Raw genomic sequence first — 22,367 nt, forward strand, 5'->3', positions numbered from 1 at the left:
CGAACGCCCTGGGCGGTGTTCGCTAGGAGGAAGGCCAGCATCATGAGTTCCTCGCAGGGCGCAGCACAACGACAAGGCAATGGAGGCGGGTCCGAAGGCACGGTCGACCCGGAGTCGACACAGACATCGTCGAGCTACCAGGCTGTTCGAAATGCTGACTTCATCTTATCATGCATTCGCATCAAACTGTTGAACAACACGCTCGATGCAGCGTTACTGCCGTACCCCGGAGACGACGCTTTCAAGAAGATGCGTGCCGAGATGAATGATGTGTTCGTGCATCGCAGGCGAGGAGAAGGGATCGCTCTCGTCCCGCTCACTCCGGGTGCAAACGTCGACAATCTCTGCACGCTGCCCGCCAATGAGCATCTTGGGATCATTCGCGCACTCATCAGTCATCGTCTTCCTGCGCTATTGCCAAATCTAGGACTTCGACGGCGACAATTCGAGCACGAGCGGATCCTACACACATTCGATATTCTCGAAAAGGCTTTCGAACAAGCCAAAATCAAGCGCCCACGCGCATGCGTGGGTCTACACAAGTTCCCCCGAACTGGCCTAACGATTCAGCTGATCAAGATGCCATCTCGGGAAACTACCCTCGGGATGACGATTCGGCTGCGGCAGCGGTATGAGATCGAGCCCAATGCGAAAGATTTACTTGATCGTCGCTTTGACCTTCGTGGATGCTGGCTCTACGATCCCGCTCCTGACGCCCACGAGAAATGGATTGGACGGGTAACCGGAATTGCTGGGCGCTATGTCGTAGTAGAAGGAGATCAGGGAGTCCGTCACGTAGACCCCGAGCGCTATCGGATTGAGGCGCGGCAAGAAACGCTCCGTAACCTGCTCGGACAATTTCTGCGGCCGTCTGAGCTGAACGATGTCGAGCGCGCAGAGCAGCAGTTGATGGCGTCAGTGTTTTCAGGCGACGGGTATCTTCGGAAACTTTGCAGAATGAGCAAAGAATTCAGGAACCGCGGGGTTCTGGAAGCTGCTCCTTCAATGCGCTTTCAATTCACAGGCCTGCTCGACGCCGAGAGCCGGGTTCATGTCCAACGACTCCCACCCACACGATATTGCTTTAGGCCTGATCGTAGCGCGATCCATACGATTCCCTCTTCTGGGCTCGAGCAATACGGACCGTTTCAACGATGCAACGATACGCCACGAATTCTCGTGGTTCATCCGCAGGAGTTCAAGGACGAGATCAAGATGTTCGTCGAGCGCCTACTGCATGGCGGGTACGGTTCCGGTCGCGGACCGATGCGCAGGGGTTTCTTGCACACGTTTGGCTTCACGGGCGCGGAGCTTCAGTGGGCACCAGTCGTGTACTCGCAAGGCGCGTCCGCGGAGGCGGTGTGCTATCGGCGCGCCATCCAGGATGCGTGGAATCAGTCCAACCGTCCTGAAATCGCCCTCGTGTTCCTCCGCGACCACACTGACGAGACGGTACTGGGAGGACCGTACATCATTTCAAAGGCGCATCTGTTGTTGAACGGTGTGCCCTCCCAGGAAGTACGCATGGATACCGTGCGGTCTCATCAGGCTGGACTCCCGTACATTCTCGAGAACATCGCGATTGCCATGCATGCCAAACTCGGCGGAACGCCTTGGACCGTGCTTTCCAATGATTCAAGCGCACGTGAGATCGTTCTGGGGATGGCTCACGCAGAGATTGGCCCGCGATTTTCAGCACGCAATCGATATATGGGTATTACCACGGTCTTCTCAAGCGATGGAAGCTACTGGCTTGCAGCTTCCTCTGGACGCTGCGCCTACGAGGAGTACCCGGTCGCACTCTCGCGATCCGTGACGGAGATCCTGGCCCGCCTCAAGCATGATCAAGCTTGGCGCCGCGGAGACCGGGTGCGACTCATCGTTCATACGCGCAAACCGCTAAAGAACACCGACATCTCTTCTGTAATTCACGCGGCCACGCGTGAATTGTCAACCGACATCTGCTTCGAAACCGCATGCTTAACGGTGCACCGAGATCATCCGTGGAAGGTAGTCGAACCTCGCCAGAATGGCCGGAACCGAAATTCAGCAACGAACTCTTCTGCGAACACGCCAACTAGAGGCGAGCGGGTCCCCTCGCGTGGAACGGTGGTTCACCTCGGGGCAAGACAGCGACTGCTTTGCGTGAAGGATGGCACACTCATGCTGCGTGACACGGACCCGATGCCGCAGCCGCTCCGTCTCGAACTGCACAAACATTCGACCTATGAGAACATGAACGCACTGACACGACAGGTCCTCGATTTTGCAGGACTGTCCTGGCGCTCGAGCCGGTGCATCTTTGAGCCGGTTACGACCTACTACGCGCATCTAATTGCCGACCACATAAACCACCTATCCACCGTAGAGGGATGGTCCGACGCCGTGATTGATACACAACTTGCAGGGAGCCTGTGGTTCCTTTGATCGATGACAGTCCGATATTAATCGGCATCCTCCGCGAGTTGCGCGAAGCGTGCGTTCAACGCGAGCGGAGCTTGGGAGATCTCCATCGCAACGCAGCCCTGTGGCTCGCGCGCCACGCCGGACTTGATCCCGGAGCGTCATCGTTTGAGCTCTCTCATGGTGTGCAGCTTGAAGTAGAGCGCCTGCATGAAGCCGCGTACCTCGGAGCTGTTGGCTTCGCCCGGGCTGTACTTCCGGAACTCGGAGACATGTCGCTACTGGCTGATGCCTTACGCGCGGTGCTCGACCGCCGTCCGCACACAAAGGAGCGCTGTGGTTACGCGGACGATCCATGGACTCTACTTGGGCTCCTCGCCCTAGCCGACGGTCTGAAAGAACACGGTCCACGCGGACTTCTGGAAAATCACGTTCGTGAGCATCTTCGTGGGCAGCACGTGACTCCGGGAGTAGTACTCGCAGCTGTTCTGGTGCTCAGCCCTGAGCGCCTGGACAAGATACCATGGTTCTGTGCCTCAGACGCATCCCCTGAGGCCGTGCTCGCCGCGCACGCAAAGCCAGGAATCTTCGAGCGGATCTTCCCCGGACAGCATCCAGAAGAGGTCGTGGCGCAACTTCTGTCGCGTGTCAGACGTGGCGAGATGGACGTGAGCGCACGTTTTGAGAGCATATTGATGCTGACCGCGCTGGAGGTCACGCTGTCCGTCCGCCGATATTGCAGCGCAGGCCAAAGCTGGCCCCGGAATCGAAATTCGATACACGCAATGCAGTTCGTCCGCGATCTACTTCCACCACGCATGCACCCTCTTCTTCAGGACCTTCTCGCACTGCACGACAACCGCGCTGAATTCGAGCGCCTCACGGACGTTGTACGTGCGGGCAAGGTCCTGCCCTTCGTTGGGGCGGGGGTCTCGATCCCTTCTGGGTTCCCCGGTTGGACCAGGTTCTTGGAGGAGGCGGCGGACCAGGCAGGGATAGGTGCCGAGGTACGCGACGATCTCGCCAATTGGCGATACGAGGCTGCGGCTGGGCGCCTTGAGAGCGAGCTCGGCAGATTTCATTTTCAGCGCTTGATCGAGAACACATTCGGGCGGGCATGCACGCCCCAGGGCACGGTGCTCATCCTGCCGAGCCTCACCGCGGGCTCGATCATCACGACCAATTTCGATCGGGTACTCGAGACAACGTTTCAGCAGAGCGGGACAATGCTCACCCCGGTATGGGGTACCCGGTTCGGAGCGCTACAGCATGCTCTGTTCGATACAGAGCGCTACCTGATCAAGTTGCACGGAGATGCGAACGACGATAGTGACCGAGTCCTCACCGAAAGAGAATACGATGCTCACTACGGCGACGATCCAGGCGCGCTTCGACCGCTTCCTTCGGCTCTTCGCCGCCTTTTCTCGTCCGCAACGATCCTGTTCATCGGTTGCAGCCTGAATACCGACCGTACGTTGCGCGTCCTACGCCATCTAGTCGACCAACCGGCGCTGCCCGCCCACTATGCCATTGTAGAGGCTCCCGCTAACGGAAGCGACCTGCGTGCTCGTCGACGCACACTCGGAGAACACCGGATCGTCCCGATCTGGTACCCAAGTGGCCAGCACGAGGCGGTGGAAGCGCTCGTCCGAGCGCTCGCGGCGGCACGAACTCCGTGAGAGATGCCCCTCTGGCGGAAGGCCATCTGATGGCGACGCTCCCGTACTCAAGGCCGAGCCGGATCTCATCGTCCCCTCCGCTCACGCTCCCGAGCAAGGTCGAGCACTTCGGCCGCAGCCTCGCCCTGCGACGACGCCGGCCCTCCGAGCAGCCGCCCGATCGCCTCGTGCGCTACGCGCGCCGTCTCAACATCGCCTGCCGCAACAGCCGCCGCCAGCCCCTCCCCGAGCTGCACAAGCAGCATCGCCCTCACCGACGCCCCCCTCGCCCCCTCCCCCTCTCCGCCCCGCTCTCCCCCCGCCCCACTCCCCCCGATCGAATCGCCACGCGCCCCCTCCGAATCGTCACACCCCCGCTCCAACCGCGTCCATCCGTCGCCACCCCCCTCCGATTTCCCCGGCAATTTCCCCGCTTCGCCCCCATTCCCCCGCCCCAGAGCGCCTTTTAAATCCACCGCGTCTGCCATTTCGCCACAAGACCAAGTTATTGATAATTACTAGCATTTTTCGTCTTACCGTCCCACCCTCGCCCTCCTCCGTGCCGTCTCCCGTGGCTCTTCCCCTGCCCCCTATTACCGCGCCCTCTCATTAATGCGGCAGCGCATCGCATCGAGCATGCTGCTTGATGGTGAGGGGTTCTGCCCAACGAGGCTGGCCATCAAGGAGAGTGCTCGCTCTGGGCGTAGCCGCTCCGCAGAGCGCGTTCTGAAGCGTGCTTGTGGAAGGCGGCCACGTGCGTAGAGTCGCGGTGCGATGACGAAGCGACGGAGCGGGGAGGAGGGAGTCGAAGTCCCGAGCCTGACGACGGCGGTGCTGAAGCTGTCCGCGCCGCATGTCGCGTGGCAAGGCCGCGAGGACGCCCCCGCCCGCGCGAAGGGGCGCCCGCGTGGCGCGGCCGGGCAGGAGGAGCGCGCGGGATCTGCCGAGGCCACAGGCGTGCGGCGCCGCAAGAGCGCCGCCCAGCCGTCCGCGGACGAGGTGGGCGAACGGCGGCCGACCCGAGGCGCGGACAAGCAGCGCCGAAGCGAAGCGACCCGAAGGCGCCCCGCGAAGACGAGCTCGACGGTGGCGGGACAAAGCGACGACAGCACCGGCTCGACGAGCCGACGCACCTCGGCGCGGACGCGGAAAGGACGCGCGCCTGACTCGGCCGCTCCGGACGCGACGAGCGCTGTGGGCGCGACGGAAGCGGACGACGCGGCGCGATCAGCGGTCGCGGAAGGCGAGCCGCGAGCCGGTGATCCGAGCCAGGTCCAGGTACTTGAGCCGCCCCTCGGCGATGAGGCGTTGTCGCGTCGCGACCCAGTTGTTGGGACTCAGGTCGAGGATGCGACTGAGCGGATAGCTGGGAGCCACGGTCAGGATCTCCTGCAAGTACAGCTCGGGGTCGAGCCCGTGCATCTGGCAGGTCGCGATGAGCGACGTGATGGCACACGCCCGGACAGCATGCTCGTCGCTGCCGTGGAAGAGCCAGTTGCGCCGCCCCTTGACGACGCGGCGCAGAGCCCTCTCACTGGCATTGTTGTGGATGGGGATCTCCCCGTTGGAGAGGAACTCGCAGAGCGCCTCCCTCTGGTTGTGCAGGTAGACCAGCCCTTCGCGCAACGGCGAATGCTCCGGGACGACCTGCCGCTGCGCCTCGACCCAGGCGAAGAGCTTCTCAATCAGCGGTGCGGACTCGCGCTGCCGGAGCTCGAGACGCTCGTCCGGGCTGCACAGGGCGCATTCCTCCTCGACGCGGAAGAGCGCCTGGAGGGTCTGGAGCGCGAACGCCGCCTCCGTGCCCGCCCCGGCCTTGAACGCCTTGAAGAAGCGCCTTCGTGCATGGCTCCAGCAGCCGGCCTCGCGCGCTTTGCCCGGCCCGAACAGCACGTTGTGGTTGGCCGAGGCATCGGCGACGAGCGTCCCCTGGTAGCCGCCGAAGAGCTTCGCGACGGTGGGGCCGTCGTACGTCGGTGTATAGCGAAACAGCATCCCATCGCCCGGCGCGACCAGGACGAAGACATGCCCATAGCGGTGCTTGTCCTTGGCCCGGATGGCGGTGCCCGTCGCATCCATGGCGAACCACGACCGCGAGAGCGCGTTGCTCCACATGGCATCGGCGATGCGCATCGCGATGCCACCGCAATCGTACTGCCAGCGTGTCATGTTGCCGCGGCCGATGCGGAAGCCGTGGCGATCCGACTCCACCTCTTGCCGGTAGTAGGGCATGTGGTAGTCGAGCTTGTGGACGAACAGGTGGGCCAAGAGGCTCGGGTCAGCAAGGCACCTGTCGATCGGGCGCTCCGGCAGCGCGGCGATCTTCACCGGTCCGCCGCTGTCCTCCGCAGCATCCGACTCGGGCGTGTAGCGTACGAGGACGCCGTCGACGAAGGGGCTTTGCTTGAAGCCCGTGTCCGCGGGGATCCCCAGGAGCTCGTGCTCTCGCACGACCAGCGGCTCGTCCAGCTCGTGCGTGAAGGCCGGTCCACCGGCTGGCGAAGGAGCCGGCTCCTCTTCAGCTCCGCTGCTCGCCGCCGGTGCCTCCGCCTTGGCCACGTACTTGGGGCGACGCGTGACGATCTCGATGGGGCCGCCACGCCGGTAGCCGATGACCGAGCTGTCTTCGGCGCCCACACGCTCGAAGCGCTCGATGCCTTTGAGCAGCACCTCCGGCGGCAGCGACTCGATGACCACCCTCGGGATGACACCGATGCGACGGCGCCCGTGCTCGTGGCGCTTGGCTCGCTTGCCACCTCCGGGATCCGAGCCGGAGGAGGACTCTGCCGCCGCCACGCGCTCCGGCGCGCTCGCGGGGCCCGGCGGCTGGTTGCTGCCGTCGCTCGGGTCCGCATCGGGCGAGGCGCAGTGCTCGGTCTGCGACGAAGCTGGAGCCGGACAGGCGCCTGGCGCGCCGGCCAGCGAAAGCCGCAGCTGGTCAGGCGAGACCTGCTCGGAGACGTGTCACCGGAACCCGATCTCCAAGGTCCGAATCGTCTCCTGCAGCTGTTGATTGTACGCCTTGAGCGACTCGACAGTGCGAGCGAGCTCTTGGGCCTGCTGCTCCGCCGTCGAGAGCTCGGCCAGCCTCGCCTCGAGCTCCTGCACCCGCCGGAGCAGCGCGTCGACCGCCGACCCGGGGTCGGCGGGGCTCCCCTGGGCTTGTCCCCTGGCCTGGAGGTAGCCGAGCACGAGCGCCGCACCGTCAAGGCGCTCTGGCTCCGCCGACTGCGGCAGCGCGGTCTCACCGGATCGTGTCGTCGAGGTCAAGGCGCGCCATGGATGCCCCCTCCGCTTGCCCTTGACAAGTACCTTATGCAGCCGACTTGTCGCTACTTTCGATGAGAATCTCTCGCCGAAGACGGGAATGCAGGGCAGTCGTGGTGCGCCATCGGCGCCGCGCTCCCGCGAGGTCTTCGGGCGCGATGCAGCTCGCGCCCTGCTCCATCCCCGCATCCGGCTGCGCCGGCCGCCATCGGGCCGCGCTGGCGCCGGCAGCGTGGTGAACGAGCGCCGGCGCAGACGCCTCAGTGGACCAGCCGGCGGCGGCTTGCCAGCTCTTCCACGGGTAGACCGGCGAGCAGCTGCGCGAAGTCCTGTGCTGACAGCTCGATACACTTGCCGTCGGCCTCGGTGAACGAGGGCAGAGCAAACGCACCCTTCGAGAGACGCTTATACAGAATCGTATATCCGTTGCGGTCCCACCAAAGTGCTTTTAGCCGGTTGCGCCTCCTGTTGAGGAACAAGAACAGCGCGCCACTGGCCGGGTCCAGGCACAGCACCTGCCGGGTGATCGCGGCGAGCCGGTCGAATGCGCCACGCAAGTCCACTGGACCGACCGCCAGATAGACGGCTATCGTCGCGGGGGTCACCGTCCCCTCCGCAGCGCTTCGATCGCATCCACGAGGTCGCGCGCGCCTATCCCACATACCTGCATCCGCGTCCCATCGGCAAATGCGACGTTGAGCCGCACAGGCGGCGCTTCTCGGCGCTCCGGGCGCACCACGACGGGGAGAAACGGAACATGCTGAGCCGCATGGGTGGCTCTTGGCAACGCACCCTCCTCTGCGCGCTCACCGCCAGCTACCCATCGGTCGACGGTCATCTTGTGGACACCGAGCTCCGTGGCGATCTCGGTCGGCGTCGCCCCCGCGAGGGAACGCTCCTTGGCGTACGCCTCGGCTCGCTCCCGCAGCTCGCTCGGGTACTTCCCACGGCTCTTCTGCTCTCGATACCTCGACATCTCTGCACGCAGCTGCACCAGCTCCCTGCTTCCTGGCATCGCTCGCTCCTCTTCGCTCGGCGAGGGCGCGGCCCTCATCAGACGTCGCGTAGCGTGCAACCGAAGCTGGCTAGGGAAAAGACGCGGTCCGCGGAGCGGCTACCTCTGGGCACGCGACCCGGGAGGACGACTCCGGAGCGCCGCGGAGCACGACGCATTACCTCCTGCCCCTCAAGATTCTCATCATAGCCCCCTCTGCGCACGGTTTCGTCGGCCCAGAGAAGCCCTTCCCGCGCGGGCACCCCACTTCCATTCACCGGTCGAAAATTACCACCCCTTGTTGCTCCCACACCCGCCTCACGACGGGGTAGGCCGACCGCAGGAGCGGAGCAGCGGCGCGGTGCCGGCCACAAAATAGGCGACGAGGAGACCTGATCTTGGCGGACAGCCTCCTCGTCGTGCTCCGGTTCTTGTGCCCAGGAATCGAAGCGGTCGCAGTGTTATCCAGAGCGCCATCGACATCAAGCGCTGGCAGCAGCAGCCGCCCACGGTCGTCGAAGCTCGGCCTGCGCGCTGCCCCGTCTGCGGCGCTGCGAGCTGTCCGCTGGGCGGCGCCATCCGGCTCCAAGGCCACGGCAGGCGGGAGCGGCAGGTCTGGGGCCCCACCAGCCCGGACCATCCTCCCGAGGTGCTCTTGGTGACCGCCCGCCGCTACCGCTGCCTCGATTGCGGCGCCGTGCTCCTCGTCGTTCCTCGCGGTGTGCTCGGCCTTCGCGTGTACAGCGCCGTCGCGATCGGCTTCGCCCTCGCGCTCTGGGGCCTGGCGCTCGCGACGGCGGCCGAGGTCCGTCGGCGCGTGGGCCCGGCGAAGATCCTCGGCGACAGCGCCGTCGCTGGTTGGGCCACGCTGCGCCGGTGGGCGCGTGACGTCGCGCAGCGACGTCTGTTTGCGGATGCCCCCGACCCAGGCCCGTCCGCCTCGCTCCGGAAGAGCGCAGCCGCCGTTGCGGCATCGCTCGCGGCACGCGCGGACCCGACGACCCGGGCGCTGCCGATCGAGCAGCGAGCCTTCTTCGGCGCCGTGCATGCGGCGTGAGGGACTTTGCCCCCAAGGAGACCCACTCGTACAGCCCACCTCAGAGGATCCCTGCCGAAAACGCCGCCAATCCCGGACAAGGACCGCGCGCCAGCAAGGCGCAGAAAGGACCTGTCCGAATGCCCCTCGGCCCTGCCGACCATGCCGAGACCGTCGCGATCTATCGCGCCACGGTCATCGGCCCTCTCATGCATCGCGTGCTCACCCACGGCCAGCTCGCCGCCGAGCTGCGCATGCTTAGCGAGCAGCGGTTTCGACCGCCGGGCGCGCACAGCACGCGCACCTACTCGGTGCCCACGCTCGAGCGCTGGCTGTATGCGTATCGCTCCGCTGGTCTCGACGGCCTGCGCCCGCAACCACGCAGCGATCGCGGCTTCGCGCAGGACCTGTCGGAGGAGCTGCGCACGCTGTTGCTCGACATCCGGCGCGAGCATCCCGACGCCTCGGTGCCGCTCATCCTCAAGACGCTCGTCGACGAGGGGCGGCTCGAAGCGGGCAAGGTCTCCGAGCCTACCGTACGGCGGCTGTACGCCGCGCACGGCCTTCGCCGCCGCGCCGCGCGCGCCGAGGGCGAGTCGAAGACGCGGCTGCGCTGGCAGGCCGAGCGCCCCGGCGCGCTCTGGCACGGTGACGTCTGCCACGTGACCGGCTGCACCGTCGGCGGCAAAGCGATGCCGTTGCGCATCCATGGGCTGCTCGACGACGCCTCTCGTTACGTCGTAGCGCTCGAGGCGCACACGACCGAGAAGGAGGTCGACATGCTCGCCATGACCGTCGACGCCCTGCGTCGTCACGGCAAGCCCGACGCGCTCTATCTCGACAACGGCTCCACCTACCGCGGCGACGTCCTCAAAACCGCGTGCGCGCGGCTCGGCATCACGCTGCTGCACGCAAAGCCGTACGACCCCGAGGCGCGTGGCAAGGTGGAGCGCTTCTGGCGCACGCTGCGCGAAGGGTGCCTGACCTACCTCGGCGCCGTGGCGTCGCTCGTCGACATCAACACGACGCTCCGCGCCTTCCTCGACAGGCGTTACCACCCGGCGCCGCACGCGGGCCTGCTCGGCCAGACCCCGGCGAAGATCTATGCGGCCCGCCCCGCCGCCGAGGGCGGCGTCGACGAAAAGGCGCTGCGCGTCGCGCTCACCGAGCGCACTCGCCGCCGCGTCTCGGGCGATAACATCGTTTCTATCGACGGTGTCGCCTGGCAGCTCGATCAGGGCTACCTCGCCGGCCAGATCGTCTCCGTCGCCCGGTGCTTCGTCGCGCCTGACGAGCCGCCGTGGGTCGAGCACGAGGGCAAGCGCCTGGTGCTGCATCCGGTCGATCCGCAGCGCAACGCGCGGCGCAAGCGGCTGCCGTGCGGCGGGCCTGCGGCGGACAAGCCGACACGCCCGGTGGACTTCAACCCCGCGCGGACGCTCGGCCGCTCGATGGGCACTGGCGTCGACACGAGCGAGCGCGGAGGTGAGACGTGAGCGAGTCCTATGTCCGCTTCTTCACCCTCTCCGCCGCCCCCTTCTCCAAGGAGATCCAGGACGGCGACCTGTGGCTGCCGCCCTCCAAGGAGCAGCTCGTCGAGGAGGTGTGCGAGGCCGTGCACGAGCACGCCCAAGTGCTGCTGGTCGGCGAGCCCGGCGCCGGCAAGACGTGTGTGCTGCGGGCGGTACGTCATCGATTGCCGCAGGCAGGCTTCCGGCTGACCTACTGCCACAACGCCACGCTGGGCCGCCGCGACTTCTATCGCCAGCTCTGCCATGCCCTCGGACTCAACCCCGCCGCGACCGCAGCGGCGGTCTTCTACGCTGTCAGCGCGCATATCGAGACCCTCGGCCGCGAGCGCATCCACCCGGTTTTCCTGCTGGACGAAGCGCACCTGCTCCACCAAGACACGCTCGATCATCTCCACATCCTGCTCAACTACGAATGGGACAGCCGCGCCCTGCTGTCGCTGATCCTGGTAGGACTCTCTGACCTCCAAGACCGGCTTGAGCTGCGCAAGAACCGCTCGCTGTATTCGCGCATCGAGCGGCGTCTCTCGATCGGTGCGATGGTGCCCGACGATACCGGAGAGTACGTGCGGCTACGGATGGGCCGCGCCGGCGCCGACCGCGACGTCTTCACCGCGGACGCTCTGACGCTGCTCCACGAAGCGGCCGGCTCGAGCCTGCGCGAGATCGACCGCATGGCCACCGCCGCGCTGCGCGAGGCGGCGCGACGGAAGAAGAAGCTCGTCGAGCGTGACGTGATGGCACGCATCGTCGGCGACCTGGGGACGGACGGCAGCTGACGCTGACCGACACGACGGGCGTCACCTCGGCGCTAGCGAAGGAACACCTCGCTGGCGCCGACGGCCACGAACGATGATGGCCATCGCGAGCCGCCCTGCGGTGCGCGTCCGAGCGATGGCCATCGCTCTCCTTGACTGCAACCGCGTACGTCCGCGATCGCCATCAAGCGGCCTGCTTGGCGGACCATCAGCCAGCCTGAGCGTCAACACCCCCGAGCTCGGGTAGCACCTCGGCGAGGGAAGCTAGCTCGCCAAGGCCCGGCTCTGTAAACGTCCTGGCGCCCGGCGATACCTCTGGATCATGACGGAGCTCCGGTGCCCGGTCCGGTCGGCGACCCAGGTCTCGCTCTGGCCGTTCGCCAGCGCGACCGTGATGAAGGTCGAACGCGTGTCGTGGGCGCGGACGTGCTGACGCTCCTCGGAATCCTCGAAGAGCTCCGGGCGGTCGATGCCGGCGAGCTGGAGGTGGGCGCGGAACCGCTCGGCCGCGTGCTCGACGCTGAAGAGATCGCCGTCCTCGTCGACGAACAGTGCCGCGGAGGGCGCCGGGTTGTCGCGGAGCGCAAGCCATGCCGAAGCGCCTGCGGCGCGCCGGGCGAGAGCGCCCAGGCGCGCGGGTCGTTCGTCTTGTTCTTCTCGAGGCGCAGCGCGCCGCGCTCCAAGTCGACGTCCTTCACCTGGTGGCGCACCGCTTCGCTGATGCGCGGGCCGTCGCGGTTCAGGAAGCCCAAAAGGACGCGCGCACAGAGGGATCGCGGAGCACGCCAGCAGGCGCGCATCCTCGTCGAGGTAGAGGCACGCCTTCGCCTTCGCGGGGTCGAGCTTCGGGAGGAAGCCGCGGGGGAGCGGGTTCGTCGCGAGGAGACGGCAAGGGAAGACGGCCATCGCCATGAGCCGGTGCAGGAGCTGCGCGATGTGACGGCGCGACGCGGGCGACATCGGCGGGAGCGCGCGCATGACGCGCTCGGCGTCGTCGAGCGTGAACGCCGCGACGGGGATGCGGCTGGCGATCAGGTACACGTGGCGGTCGAGCCGGTAGACGTCTTGCTCCACGCTGCGCTTTGGCTTCACGTGGTCGGGGTACATGCGCGCGAGTTCGCCCGAGGTCCACAGCTCGCCGAACTGCTGGAGGGTGACCTGCTTCGGTACCGAGCTGCCGCCGGGGACGACCTTCGCTTGTGCGGCGCCTCTACAACCGCCTCGATGACGTCACGGAGCGCCCTACCCTCGCGTATCGCCGCCCGCTCCAGCAGCGCGACGATCGCGTCGCGCGTGACGTTGCGCGACGCGCGCAGCCGCGCGGCCAGATCGGCGACGAGCTCCTTGCGCTCCTCGCGCTTGCTTCCTGGTCAGCTTCGGATCGAGAGGGAAACTCTCGCGGTCGTTGTCGCCGATCCTCCTCTACGGGCCGGTTCGCGCCCAAGCGCCCCACCCCGGGGCGGCTTGGAATCACCACAACCCCTGACCGCCGCCGCATCAGGTCGAGCGCCATCCGGCTCGCGCTCGCGCTGGCCCGCGCCATTCGTCGACGGACCGTCGCTTTCCTCGGGCGCGGCGGGCTTTTTTCCCCCGACGTGTCAAGCGCCGTCTTCTGCAACTGAGAGCTCAGATCGGGAGCGACGTCAATTGCGCGACCATCGAGGAGATCACTCGAGGCCGCCCCGAGCTCTCACAGCGGCTCGATGCTCAGAAGATCGCCCGCCAGGTGATACACGCGGTAGTGGGCGCCGTGCGTCGTGAGCTCCCACGCTTTCCGCGAGACGACGAAGGCGACTCCGCCGATCACGTAGCGCCATTGGCTCGGCATGCCGCCGCGGCCGTCGACGTGCACCTTTTGGAGCGGACCCTGGGCGACCAGCGCGGGGCTCTGGGCGTACGCCTTGCGCCTCGCGCTGACCTTCCAGAACATCAACAGCGCGCCGATACCGAGCAACACGCCCAGCACGACGCCGCCCCCGCCGAGCGCGTAGAGCCCGTTCATGTCGGTGTCGGAAATCGGCTTCGAGTAATCGTCGTGGAGGTAGAGCGCACCTCCAACACCCCCAGCGGCGACGAGTAACCCGAGCAGAAGCAAGAACACCCCGCAGCCGATGCCGGAGCTCTTGCCGCGCCTGACCTGCGCCGGATGAAGGCGCCCTTGCCGGTTCATTTCGAGCTCTTCGAGCGTGAAGCCGTGGGCCGCTCCGAGGTCTCGGAGGTACGCCTGGCGCGGGTCGGAGGGTGAGGCCATCATGCGAGCCTCGAGTGACCCAGGACGACCAGGACGTCGATGGGGGCTTCGAGCTCGGCGGGCTTCAGCGGCTGACCGCCGTAGGAAAGACAGAGCTCGCCGTTGTCGTAAGAGAGCCCGACCTGATTCATGGGCAGCTTGAGCAGCGCTGCCTGCACCGCCGAGTTCATGAGCGCACGAGAGAGGGCGGGCGAGTCGCTCCTGAGCGAAATCATGCGATCGAAGTTCGGGTCGCCCGTCGGCACCAAGTGATGCTGCGGGCCACCCGCGCCGCGCGTGATCTGGAGGGAGAAGCGATGCGGCACCGGATACAACGAGCGCGCATAGAAGGCCGTGGAGGTGGTTCTGGTGTTGCCCACCATGCTCCAGGTGGAGATGACGCGGAGCGGCACGTTCTGCACGACGCCGGTGAGGGACTTGACGCGGCGCTGTGACGTGAGCGCGCTGCCCTCGTTCTGCTGATCGAAGGTCAGCCCGTACCTCGTCGCACAGTTCGGCCAGACCGCGTCCGTCGCGCGCGAGAGCTTGATCGCGCCCGCCACGATCGCGACCAGGACGAGGGCGCCCGCCCCGAGCCCCAACCATTGGAGAAGTTCGTACGTGCTCATGTCGTGCTCGCTATCTCAGAAAGAGGTTACTCGCCTTTGGAGAGGCGCGACAACGGGCCGCTCTCGCACCACGAAAAAAAACGACGAAGCACGGGCCACTCCCCCTTAGGCGTTTCGAATGAACGTGTCGCGATGATCCAGATTCAGCGAGGCGGGGACGGGTGGGTCGTGGTCGGGAGCAGCGCGCTTTCGAGAGGATAGCCCGCGCAAAGCCATTCCGACCAGTCAAGAATTTCCCGCCAACGACCGGCAGTTGACATAACGTCAGGTTGAGCGAAGCCGCCTTCGGCGGCAGCTTCCCTCGCCCGCGTAGACCGGGTAGGCTGCCGTAGCTGGCCGCGCGTAGGCGGCGATGCCCAGCTACCCCTCGCCCCATGCCGGCGGGGAGGGGGCACTGGACGAGCCACATGGCGGGTCCTTCGGTGTCGACCCGTCGGCGCGGCAGCGCCCCGAGGAGCGGGCGGGCTATCGCGCAGGCGGCGGCCATGCGGACGAAGGCGCGCGCCAAGCTCGGTGATGGGCACGGCCCACGGGAGCCGCTCCCCACCGCGCGGTCGCAGCGGGCTCGGCTCCCGCCATTCTTCACAACAGCGCACCGGAGGGCACAAGACCACAGGAGCCGGGAAGCTCTCGCGGGCGTTGTCGCCGATGCGGACGCGGGCGTAGAGCCGACCAGCGCCATGCTCGGAATACGCACACGTGTTTCGTTGCCCGTGGTTGGCGGTCGGCCGGCGGCTGTGCTCTGCACGGCGGGCGAGAAATCGTCCGCAGAGTTTAAAGGAACACGGGACGGCGCGGAATAGGGCCAGAGACGAGCCGGCGCATGACGTGCCGGCCCGACTGAAGACGCCTCTTTCCTGGAGACCCCATCATGAAAAAAATCCATTCTCTTCGCCTTTGCCCCGCTGCTCGCGGCGTGTGATGTGGAACCGACGACGAGCGCTGGGCTCGATCTCCAAGACCGCGAGGAGGCAACGCTGCAGTCGGCGCCCCTCGTCGATCCGATCGTCGCGCGCGGAGCGTTTGCCACGGAGGCCGATCGCGAGCGCTTCGAGGCCGACGTGCTGCCCTCGGCGCGAGCGTTCCTCGCGTACTGGGCGGAGGCAGGGCTGAGCGTACCGCATGCGCCAGCGCGGCTGTTCATCTCTCCGCCGAGCGGGACGAGCGCGACGGAGGCCCTGCCGCAGCTCTACGGCGAGCGCATCTTCGACGATCTGCGCGCGCTCGAGGCGGAGGTCGCGAGCGCGCCCTCGAACCGGGCAGCGATCGAGCGGATCGATGCGTTCACGTGCGAGCGGCCACCCTTGCATCGCAGCTTCCTCGAAGACGTGGAGGAGCACGCGGACAACCCCGACGTCGGCCCGGCAGACATTGCGCAGGCGCTGCGCCGGAAGCACGAGCAGCTCCTGGGACCCGATGGAACCTTCTCGTTTCGCACCGACAACGGCGAGTTCGAGCTGCCGCTGCGCAGGAACTGCTCCTACACCCTGCTCGGACACGCCACGCAGCCCACGCGCGCTCACCCTTACCTGGAGAAGGACGTCGTAAATCACGAGCTGGGCCATGCGCTGCACTACGGCCTCTGGCTCGCCTCCGGTCCGCTCGGCGAGCGCCTCAGCACCGCCGCGAACGAGGCCATCGCCGACATTCTCGCGCACGTGTTCGACGGTGATCCCTGCCATGGCAAGGTGCTGGACGAAGGGGGCACGCCCGTCGACTGCCGCCGGAGGATGGACGTCTACGAGCAGTCCGTCTCGGAGGCATTCTGGGGTTTCGGTCGCGCCGATCACGAGACAGGCCAGTCGCTCCGGCAGCTGATCTGGACCCTGCGAGAAGAGGTGCCGGCGGACGTGCTCCGAGTTGCCATCGTCGATGGGATCGCCGCGGTGCAGGTCGCGCTGAATCAGATCGACGCGGAGCCGCTCGCCAACGTTCCGATGTTCGACGACGAGATCCTGGCCACGCGCTACCGCTTCGTGCGCGAGTATGAGGCGGCGAGCGCGTTCTTTCACGGAGTGTGCGCGCGCCTGGGGGACGCGCCGCCGGCCTGCGGCGAGCACGCCCAGCGCATCGGCGATCCGCGCGTCGCGATGCGCGAAGCGTGGCTGGCGAACGCGCCGACATCGATCGGCCGTAGCGGCGTCACCCTGGCGGACGGCCGCCGCGTGACGTTCGAGCTGGAGGGCGCGCTCATCAGGCAGATGACGGTCACGCTGGCGGACGGTGAGCAGCGGAGCTACCCGGGCGATCCCGATCTCGGGCTCCCCGAAGTGGAGCGTGAGCCGACGAGCGGTCGCATCACGCTGTGGTTCCCGGAGCCGGGCTCCACGGCGCCCGGCGCGCAGGTGGGGTGGACCTCCGACGGGGAGCTGATCGCGCGCTGAAGCACGACGAGGCCGCACGTGGAGGGGTCACAGATCGCTCGTGCAGCGGAAGCAGTGATGGACGAGCTGGCAGCAGAACGCGTCCAAACGTTCTAGTGCGACAGCAAATGTCGCGCTTCGATGGATCGAAATATCCGCGACGACACCCCTCCAGGTGTCCAGGCGAGCGAGTCGAGGACGCCACGGCAAATCATCTGAAGGATCGCGCCGCCTGGCGGCATCAACGATGTAGTTGCGCATGAGCGAACGCATCGTCGTCTATTGTGGTTTGAATATTTCATCCGCAGCGCCGGTGCTTCCCCTCGCGGTACCACCCATTCGCAATGGTTGAACGTCCTATGAACCAAGTGCGCTTGATTACCCTCGCGGCCCTGCTCTTGCCTGGACTCGCGTTGAGCGTGGCATGCTCCAGTGAGCCACCCAACAACTCGAAGGAATCCATTTCGGACCACGATGGCGATGAGGCGCCCGCCGACGACGGCGATGAGGCGCCCGCCGACGATGGCGATGAGACACCAGCCGATGGTGGCGATCAGACGCCCGCCGACATGTCGCCGGACTCGCAGATGTTCACCTGCAACGCTTCAAAGTCGCCCATGTTCAAGAGCCGCGACGTGTTGAACATGCGGATCTCTGCCGATTTTACGAAGCTGAACAGTGCGCCCACAAAAGAGGAATCTGGCTCACAGGCCGTGATCGAGCTGAGCGACCAGAGCGGCGCGGCGCCGATCACCGCGAACATCATCGCCCGGGGAGTTTCGCGCTTTCGTTGCGGCTTTCGCCCGTTCTCGCTCAAATTCGAGGAAAAGCAAAAAGACAACATCTTCGCACACCTCGGCAAGTCGGTGAAGTTCGTCACGCACTGCGGAGACAGGGAAGGCTTGTCGCCCACGCTCAAGGCGGATTCTATCGAGGCCTACGAGCAGCGCCTGCTGATGGAGGACACTGTTTATCAAGTGCTCGATCAGCTGCAGGTGCCCTCGCTCAAGACGCGGCTCGTACGGCTCACCTACCACGACGCGCCGACCGGCAAGGAGGAGACGCACCTCGCGTTCGTGCGCGAGCCCGAGGACGAGATGGCCGAGCGCTGCGGCATGGTGGAATGGGAAGACCTGTCCGGGGTCGATACCTCGCAGCTCGAGGTGGACCAGCATGGTCTAGTGCTGTTGAACCTGCTGAACGATTTCGTGATTCAGTACGACGGGATCGACGGGAAGAACCTGGTCACCATGGTCGACGTCGATCGCAAGGCGATATTGTACGCTCCCTACGACTTCGACCTGGTCGGCGTGTCCCGGCCGGATTACGTGGCCAACGAGGGGCGCACGCTCGAACAGAACCGAGACGCGTTCGCGGACTGGCTGCGGCGCAACCAGAGCCCCACGCTGTTCGACCAGATCGATAGGATGCTGGCTCGAGCCGACCAGATGCAACACGCCGTCGATCAGTCGACCATGAACGAGGAGAACCATGAGGTCTTCTCCCGCTGGCTCTCGCTTTACTTGGGTCTCCTCCGGGATTTTCGCGCGTGCGAGGGTCACACGGACGACCCGTCGCGGCCCCTGTGCCACGTCGAAGACGACCACGGCAATCGCCCCGATTCGGCCAGCGTGGTCGATCCCGGCGAATGGAGCGCGCGCATCGAGCCGCCCGGCGACGTGGACATGTTCGCCGTCGATCTCCAGGCGAACACGCTTTACTCCCTCGGTGGCCGCGTGCCCCTCGAGCTCTTCGATGCCCAGCAGAACCTGGTGGCATCGGCGTCGGACCGGACCGTCTCGTTCAAGCCGAGCCAGACGGGCACGTACTACCTCCGAGCTTCGCTGGGGGAACAGATGGTCTCGTCGCCGCTGCTCCCGCGCCCCGAGGAGATCGATCGCTACATCTCCCTCTACACGGACGATCACGGGGCGTCCCTGGAGACGGCGACCACGCTGGAGGCCGGCAGGGCCGTCGAGGGGAAGTGGGAGCTGGCCAAGGGAGAAGACGAGGATTGGTTCTTGCTGAGCGCAGGCGCATCGACCAACCTCCACATCGTGCTGCGGGATACGGACACTGGCCGCGTCGAAGTGAGCCGGCGCGATGCGCCGGCCGACGAGCTCCCCCTCGAGGAATATCTTCTGGAAGGTGACAATGACGTGTCGTGGCTCTTCGAGCAACCTGGCCAGTACGTCGTCCGGGTCATCCAGATGCTCGGCCTCCGAGCCAATGGTTCCTACACCATGACGCTGCAATAGCCCGGAGCTCCTGGCGGTCGGCGCGAGCACGTCCGTGTGGCCCGCGCCGCCAGGGGGGTCGCAGCCCCCTGCCGAACGCGAACGCCGTCATCGCCCGCTCTGCGATTGCGCTCGTCCTGCACTGCGCGCGCAGCACGCCTCTACCGTGGAGCGCCGATGCGCACGCATTGCGCACCTCACCGCAAGCGCGATCTCGACGCGAGGGTGCCCCAGACCGCCCGTCCTCTCAAGGCCAGCCCACGCAGCTGCGCAGCGCGAGGCCGAGCCCCACGCTCAGCGCGTTCGCGCAGAGCGCCCAGCGGAGCGCGCGGCGCAGGCCGAAGAGGCCGAGATAACCGCCTTCGGCCACGACGGCGAACGCCTCGGCCGCCGCGAACATGGTCCAGTAGCCCTGGCGCGACAGGAGGCGCGGGAAGACGAACCAGACGATCGGATGCGTGAGCGCGCTCGCGCCGAACGCGGCGCAGAAGCGCGCCGCGCGCCCTGCCTCGACGCGCTGCCGGCGCATCGCGGCGAGGTACACGGGTACCTCGACGACCTGTGTGAAGACGAAGGCGACCGCCCAGCGCATCATGCGCACGACGGCGCGAGCACCGCGCCGCGAGGGCTCGGGGAGCGCCGCTGCTGCCCCGGGTCGCCGGCGCCGGCCATCCAGCGCCGCTCGACGAAGAGCCATGTGGCGGCCGCGAGCTCGAGGTGCCCGTGGAATACCGCGAATCGAAGGTAGCCGGCGCGCGCAGCCAGGAGGTCGAAGCAGGCCCATGCGATCAACGCGAGCGCGGCGGCCGCCGTGAGCCCGAGGAGCGGGCGCCCGAGATCGTCCGCGAGCGCTCGCCAGCTGCTCACGAAGCCGCGCGGAGCGGGGCGGGGGCGATCGTCCTCCGGGACGAGCCTCAGCCAGACCGCATAATGCACCGACTGCGCGAAGGCGTAGAGCAGCACGAGGCGGACGCCGACGTCGCCCGGCGCGCGCGGCGCGAGGGCGCGCACGTGGGCTTGCATCGGCGCTCCGAGCCCGGGCAGCGCCGCGGCCGCGGCGCGCCAGAGCGGATCGAGGAGGCCTGTCGCGAGCGCGATGGACGACCCGAGAAACAGCGCGAGGGGCACGAGGTGCCAGCGTGTCCGCCGCGGCCGCCAGGCGCACCATAGCCCGACGGCGATCGCGTTGTGGGCGTGCGCGAACACCAGCTCGGACCAGCCGCGGAAGGCCACGGCGACGGCGACGAGCGGCGCCAGGCAGGCCATCGCAATGGCGCGGCGGCTGCGCGCGCCCCTCGCGACAAAGGCCGCCGCCACCGCCGCCAGGAGCCCGCACGCGAGGCGGCTCGTCACCGCGCCCGCGGCGAGCGGCGCGGCCACGGCGAGCGCCGCGAGCCCGCGCCGATGGAGGCCCGGGCGCGCGACGAGGTAGCGGACGTCCGCCAGCACGTGAGGGACGCCGAGCACGATGGGGCCGAGCGCCAGCAGCCATGTCGGCGCCAGCAGCGCGCCCGAGAGCGCCGTCACGACGGCGACGGTCCCCAGCACCGACACGCGGACGTCCCGGCGAGCGACCCAGGTGCCCACGTGGCGGCCCAGGAGGCGGAAGCAGGAACGCCGCAGGCGGTCGAGCGGCGAGAGGATGACGTCCATCATGACGGCGCTCGCGCTGCGTCACCCGAGGGCTTCGCTAGGCCGCCGCCGCCGGAGCGCGAGGGGCACCCCCACGAGCCCGGCGATGGCCAGGATGCTCATCACGCCAGCGGCCACCGGCGTCGCCAGGGCGGCGGGACCACCTCCGCCGTTGGCGGGGGGAATCACGTCCGCGTACGCCAGGCTGGTAGCGCCGAGCCATGCGGATGCCACGCCCGCCGCCGCGATGAGACGATGTGCAGTTTTCATATTGTTCATTCCTCCAGCTTCGGGTTATTGCTTGTTGCAGTCGAGCCAAGAAGCGCCTTCTCTGGCCCAGCAACGATTCGTTGCTCACCTAGCCACATGCATTGAGAGTGCCATGAGACATGCACACGCTCACCGGAGCGTCCGTGCGCGCCGCTGCGCGCCTGACCAGGAGGCAGCATCGGGCGCCGTCATCTCGAATGGCCGAGCGCTTCTCCAGCGCCTCCTCCGAATCCACCCTAGACGCCGAGCTGTCCTGCAGCCTGCCTGTCCGATGTCCGGTCTGCATCATGTCGGGCCAGCGAGAATGCACTCCTCATGCCCCGCTGCGCCCCCGGCCTTCGCTGGATGGGATCTCGCCGGTTGTGGCTCGCTCGCGCAAAACGTTGCGTCAACAAGCAAAGCCGCGGTGCTCGTGCCGTTCGGGCTCGTCGTCAACCGTGAAGCCCCGGCGCCGGAGAACACGCGCGCAATCCACCAGCCCGCCCGCTGGCTTGTTCACCTGCAGCATGGCGCGCCGACGCTCTTCGCCGGCGTGTCGTACTCGTCGTGGCGACGCCACCAGACGCCCGTCTCGTTGCGCCCCCTGGGGGCGCGGTCGAGCCACTGGTACGCACCCCACAGCCCGTCCAGGCCGCGCGCGTAGGCGGAATAGGTGTGGTAAACGGCGCCGTCCTCCAGCGCGAACGCGCTCATGCCGGGCCTGTCGCGGTGGAACGTGGCCGTGTCGGTTCCGCACATGGCCGCGATCTTGCCCTCCGCCGCCTCGCCGCCGCCCTCCTGGCCCGGGCGCCACTCGAACGCGACCTCGCGCCGGTAGTTGTAGTCGACGCCCCCCTTGCGCTGTTGCTCCTCGGTGAACCAGACATTGAAGTCGGCGTTGAAGTCGCTCGCAGACGACGACGCCCAGGGAAAGGTCCACCCCATTCGCCGCTTGTACGCCTGCAGCTTCGCGAGCGGCGCCCGCGAGACCGCCCAGAGCATCACGTCATGGTTGGCCAGGTGAACCGAGAACCCGTTGAAGCCGTCCGCGATCATCGAGCAGGAGGGGCAACCCGCCGCGAAGTCGGGCCCGAACATGAAGTGGTACACGAGGAGCTGCGAGCGCCCTCGGAAGAGGTCCGCCAGCGAGGCAGCCCCGTCGTCGGTCTCGAAGCGGTAATCCTTGTCGACTCGGACCCATGGCAGCGCCTGGCGTCGCCGCGCCACCTCGTCGCTGCGCCGCGTCAGCTCCTTCTCCGCCTCCAGCAGCTCGAGCCGCGCCGCCAGCCAGTCTTCGCGTGTCCCGGTCATGTGTGCCGTCATCGTCTTCACTCCTTGAATCGGTCGTGAGGTAGTTTAGGATCGGGCGCCGAACGGGCGGG

General features: G+C 66.9%; 19 protein-coding genes. 7 read left to right on the top strand and 12 right to left on the bottom strand.

Annotated elements, in window-relative coordinates; translation table 11 throughout:
• Positions 1 to 42 precede the first annotated feature (42 nt).
• Both WMF20_RS36105 and WMF20_RS36110 read left to right on the top strand, forming a co-directional pair.
• Positions 43 to 2,427 (top strand): Piwi domain-containing protein, encoded by a 2,385-nt coding sequence (locus WMF20_RS36105; RefSeq protein ID WP_437606339.1) that lies wholly within the window; start codon positions 43 to 45, stop codon positions 2,425 to 2,427.
• Positions 2,415 to 4,082 carry an SIR2 family protein gene (locus tag WMF20_RS36110; protein WP_437606340.1) on the top strand — a complete coding sequence of 556 codons (1,668 nt, stop codon included), beginning with the start codon at positions 2,415 to 2,417 and terminating at the stop codon, positions 4,080 to 4,082. Before WMF20_RS36105 ends, WMF20_RS36110 begins: the two co-directional genes overlap by 13 nt.
• 1,206 nt (positions 4,083 to 5,288) lie before the next feature.
• Here WMF20_RS36110 and tnpC read toward each other — a convergent pair.
• The 4 genes from tnpC to WMF20_RS36130 form a co-directional block, all read right to left on the bottom strand.
• A complete protein-coding gene (gene tnpC, locus WMF20_RS36115; protein ID WP_437606341.1) occupies positions 5,289 to 6,857 on the bottom strand; it encodes an IS66 family transposase in 1,569 nt (522 codons plus the stop codon).
• 168 nt (positions 6,858 to 7,025) lie between these two features.
• Complete coding sequence (locus WMF20_RS36120) at positions 7,026 to 7,331, bottom strand: hypothetical protein (RefSeq protein ID WP_437606342.1); 306 nt, start codon at positions 7,329 to 7,331, stop codon at positions 7,026 to 7,028.
• A 257-nt stretch (positions 7,332 to 7,588) separates the two neighbouring features.
• Positions 7,589 to 7,933 (bottom strand): IS66 family insertion sequence element accessory protein TnpB, encoded by a 345-nt coding sequence (gene tnpB, locus WMF20_RS36125; protein ID WP_165374362.1) that lies wholly within the window; start codon positions 7,931 to 7,933, stop codon positions 7,589 to 7,591.
• Positions 7,930 to 8,343: a helix-turn-helix domain-containing protein gene (locus WMF20_RS36130; RefSeq protein WP_129575099.1), complete on the bottom strand. Its 414-nt coding sequence runs from the start codon at positions 8,341 to 8,343 to the stop codon at positions 7,930 to 7,932. The genes tnpB and WMF20_RS36130 overlap by 4 nt, the downstream gene beginning before the upstream one ends.
• Positions 8,344 to 8,980: 637 nt before the next feature.
• On the opposite strand from WMF20_RS36130, the gene WMF20_RS36135 reads away from it, so the two are divergent.
• The 3 genes from WMF20_RS36135 to WMF20_RS36145 all read left to right on the top strand — a co-directional run bounded on the left by WMF20_RS36135 (position 8,981) and on the right by WMF20_RS36145 (position 11,666).
• Positions 8,981 to 9,379 (top strand): hypothetical protein, encoded by a 399-nt coding sequence (locus tag WMF20_RS36135; RefSeq protein ID WP_437606343.1) that lies wholly within the window; start codon positions 8,981 to 8,983, stop codon positions 9,377 to 9,379.
• A gap of 119 nt (positions 9,380 to 9,498) precedes the next feature.
• Positions 9,499 to 10,854, top strand: a complete 1,356-nt coding sequence (locus WMF20_RS36140; RefSeq protein WP_437606344.1) for a DDE-type integrase/transposase/recombinase — start codon at positions 9,499 to 9,501, stop codon at positions 10,852 to 10,854.
• Entirely contained in the window at positions 10,851 to 11,666 is an 816-nt protein-coding gene (locus tag WMF20_RS36145; RefSeq protein ID WP_437606345.1) for an ExeA family protein, read from the top strand. Before WMF20_RS36140 ends, WMF20_RS36145 begins: the two co-directional genes overlap by 4 nt.
• 243 nt (positions 11,667 to 11,909) lie before the next feature.
• Here WMF20_RS36145 and WMF20_RS36150 read toward each other — a convergent pair whose 3' ends face one another.
• From WMF20_RS36150 to WMF20_RS36160, 3 genes are all read right to left on the bottom strand, one after another.
• Positions 11,910 to 12,752 carry a hypothetical protein gene (locus tag WMF20_RS36150; protein ID WP_437606346.1) on the bottom strand — a complete coding sequence of 281 codons (843 nt, stop codon included), beginning with the start codon at positions 12,750 to 12,752 and terminating at the stop codon, positions 11,910 to 11,912.
• A 583-nt stretch (positions 12,753 to 13,335) separates the two neighbouring features.
• A complete protein-coding gene (locus WMF20_RS36155) occupies positions 13,336 to 13,815 on the bottom strand; it encodes a hypothetical protein (RefSeq protein WP_437606347.1) in 480 nt (159 codons plus the stop codon).
• Between the two features lie 80 nt (positions 13,816 to 13,895).
• On the bottom strand, positions 13,896 to 14,504 hold the full coding sequence (locus tag WMF20_RS36160; protein WP_437606348.1) for a hypothetical protein: 609 nt from the start codon (positions 14,502 to 14,504) through the stop codon (positions 13,896 to 13,898).
• Between the two features lie 923 nt (positions 14,505 to 15,427).
• On the opposite strand from WMF20_RS36160, the gene WMF20_RS36165 reads away from it, so the two are divergent.
• Positions 15,428 to 16,888 (top strand): hypothetical protein, encoded by a 1,461-nt coding sequence (locus WMF20_RS36165; protein ID WP_437606349.1) that lies wholly within the window; start codon positions 15,428 to 15,430, stop codon positions 16,886 to 16,888.
• Between the two features lie 27 nt (positions 16,889 to 16,915).
• Here the strand turns inward: WMF20_RS36165 and WMF20_RS36170 are convergent, their stop codons facing one another.
• Positions 16,916 to 17,128 (bottom strand): hypothetical protein, encoded by a 213-nt coding sequence (locus tag WMF20_RS36170; protein WP_437606350.1) that lies wholly within the window; start codon positions 17,126 to 17,128, stop codon positions 16,916 to 16,918.
• A gap of 98 nt (positions 17,129 to 17,226) precedes the next feature.
• Between WMF20_RS36170 and WMF20_RS36175 the strand changes: the two genes are divergently transcribed.
• Positions 17,227 to 19,125, top strand: coding sequence for a hypothetical protein (locus tag WMF20_RS36175; protein ID WP_437606351.1), 1,899 nt, complete (start codon positions 17,227 to 17,229; stop codon positions 19,123 to 19,125).
• Positions 19,126 to 19,351: 226 nt separating this feature from the next.
• On the opposite strand, the gene WMF20_RS36180 is transcribed toward WMF20_RS36175, so the two are convergent.
• The 4 genes from WMF20_RS36180 to WMF20_RS36195 all read right to left on the bottom strand — a co-directional run bounded on the left by WMF20_RS36180 (position 19,352) and on the right by WMF20_RS36195 (position 22,308).
• Positions 19,352 to 19,699 (bottom strand): hypothetical protein, encoded by a 348-nt coding sequence (locus WMF20_RS36180; RefSeq protein WP_437606352.1) that lies wholly within the window; start codon positions 19,697 to 19,699, stop codon positions 19,352 to 19,354.
• Positions 19,696 to 20,760, bottom strand: a complete 1,065-nt coding sequence (locus tag WMF20_RS36185; RefSeq protein WP_437606353.1) for a hypothetical protein — start codon at positions 20,758 to 20,760, stop codon at positions 19,696 to 19,698. The genes WMF20_RS36180 and WMF20_RS36185 overlap by 4 nt, the downstream gene beginning before the upstream one ends.
• A gap of 18 nt (positions 20,761 to 20,778) precedes the next feature.
• Positions 20,779 to 21,006 carry a hypothetical protein gene (locus tag WMF20_RS36190; protein ID WP_437606354.1) on the bottom strand — a complete coding sequence of 76 codons (228 nt, stop codon included), beginning with the start codon at positions 21,004 to 21,006 and terminating at the stop codon, positions 20,779 to 20,781.
• A gap of 495 nt (positions 21,007 to 21,501) precedes the next feature.
• Positions 21,502 to 22,308: a DUF899 domain-containing protein gene (locus WMF20_RS36195; RefSeq protein WP_437606355.1), complete on the bottom strand. Its 807-nt coding sequence runs from the start codon at positions 22,306 to 22,308 to the stop codon at positions 21,502 to 21,504.
• Between the last annotated feature and the right edge of the window lie 59 nt (positions 22,309 to 22,367).

The organism is Sorangium sp. So ce834 (genome assembly GCF_051521425.1).
Lineage (GTDB): Bacteria > Myxococcota_A > Polyangia > Polyangiales > Polyangiaceae > Sorangium > Sorangium cellulosum_D.

Excerpts from the sequence above, each read along its gene's own strand:
- WMF20_RS36105 (WP_437606339.1), top strand. The coding sequence starts at position 43 with ATGAGTTCCTCGCAGGGCGCAGCACAACGACAAGGCAATGGAGGCGGG.
- WMF20_RS36130 (WP_129575099.1), bottom strand. The coding sequence starts at position 8,343 with ATGCCAGGAAGCAGGGAGCTGGTGCAGCTGCGTGCAGAGATGTCGAGG.
- WMF20_RS36140 (WP_437606344.1), top strand. The coding sequence starts at position 9,499 with ATGCCCCTCGGCCCTGCCGACCATGCCGAGACCGTCGCGATCTATCGC.
- WMF20_RS36150 (WP_437606346.1), bottom strand. The coding sequence starts at position 12,752 with ATGTACCCCGACCACGTGAAGCCAAAGCGCAGCGTGGAGCAAGACGTC.
- WMF20_RS36155 (WP_437606347.1), bottom strand. The coding sequence starts at position 13,815 with ATGAACCGGCAAGGGCGCCTTCATCCGGCGCAGGTCAGGCGCGGCAAG.
- WMF20_RS36160 (WP_437606348.1), bottom strand. The coding sequence starts at position 14,504 with ATGAGCACGTACGAACTTCTCCAATGGTTGGGGCTCGGGGCGGGCGCC.
- WMF20_RS36170 (WP_437606350.1), bottom strand. The coding sequence starts at position 17,128 with ATGCGCAACTACATCGTTGATGCCGCCAGGCGGCGCGATCCTTCAGAT.
- WMF20_RS36175 (WP_437606351.1), top strand. The coding sequence starts at position 17,227 with ATGAACCAAGTGCGCTTGATTACCCTCGCGGCCCTGCTCTTGCCTGGA.
- WMF20_RS36180 (WP_437606352.1), bottom strand. The coding sequence starts at position 19,699 with ATGATGCGCTGGGCGGTCGCCTTCGTCTTCACACAGGTCGTCGAGGTA.
- WMF20_RS36185 (WP_437606353.1), bottom strand. The coding sequence starts at position 20,760 with ATGATGGACGTCATCCTCTCGCCGCTCGACCGCCTGCGGCGTTCCTGC.
- WMF20_RS36190 (WP_437606354.1), bottom strand. The coding sequence starts at position 21,006 with ATGAAAACTGCACATCGTCTCATCGCGGCGGCGGGCGTGGCATCCGCA.
- WMF20_RS36195 (WP_437606355.1), bottom strand. The coding sequence starts at position 22,308 with ATGACGGCACACATGACCGGGACACGCGAAGACTGGCTGGCGGCGCGG.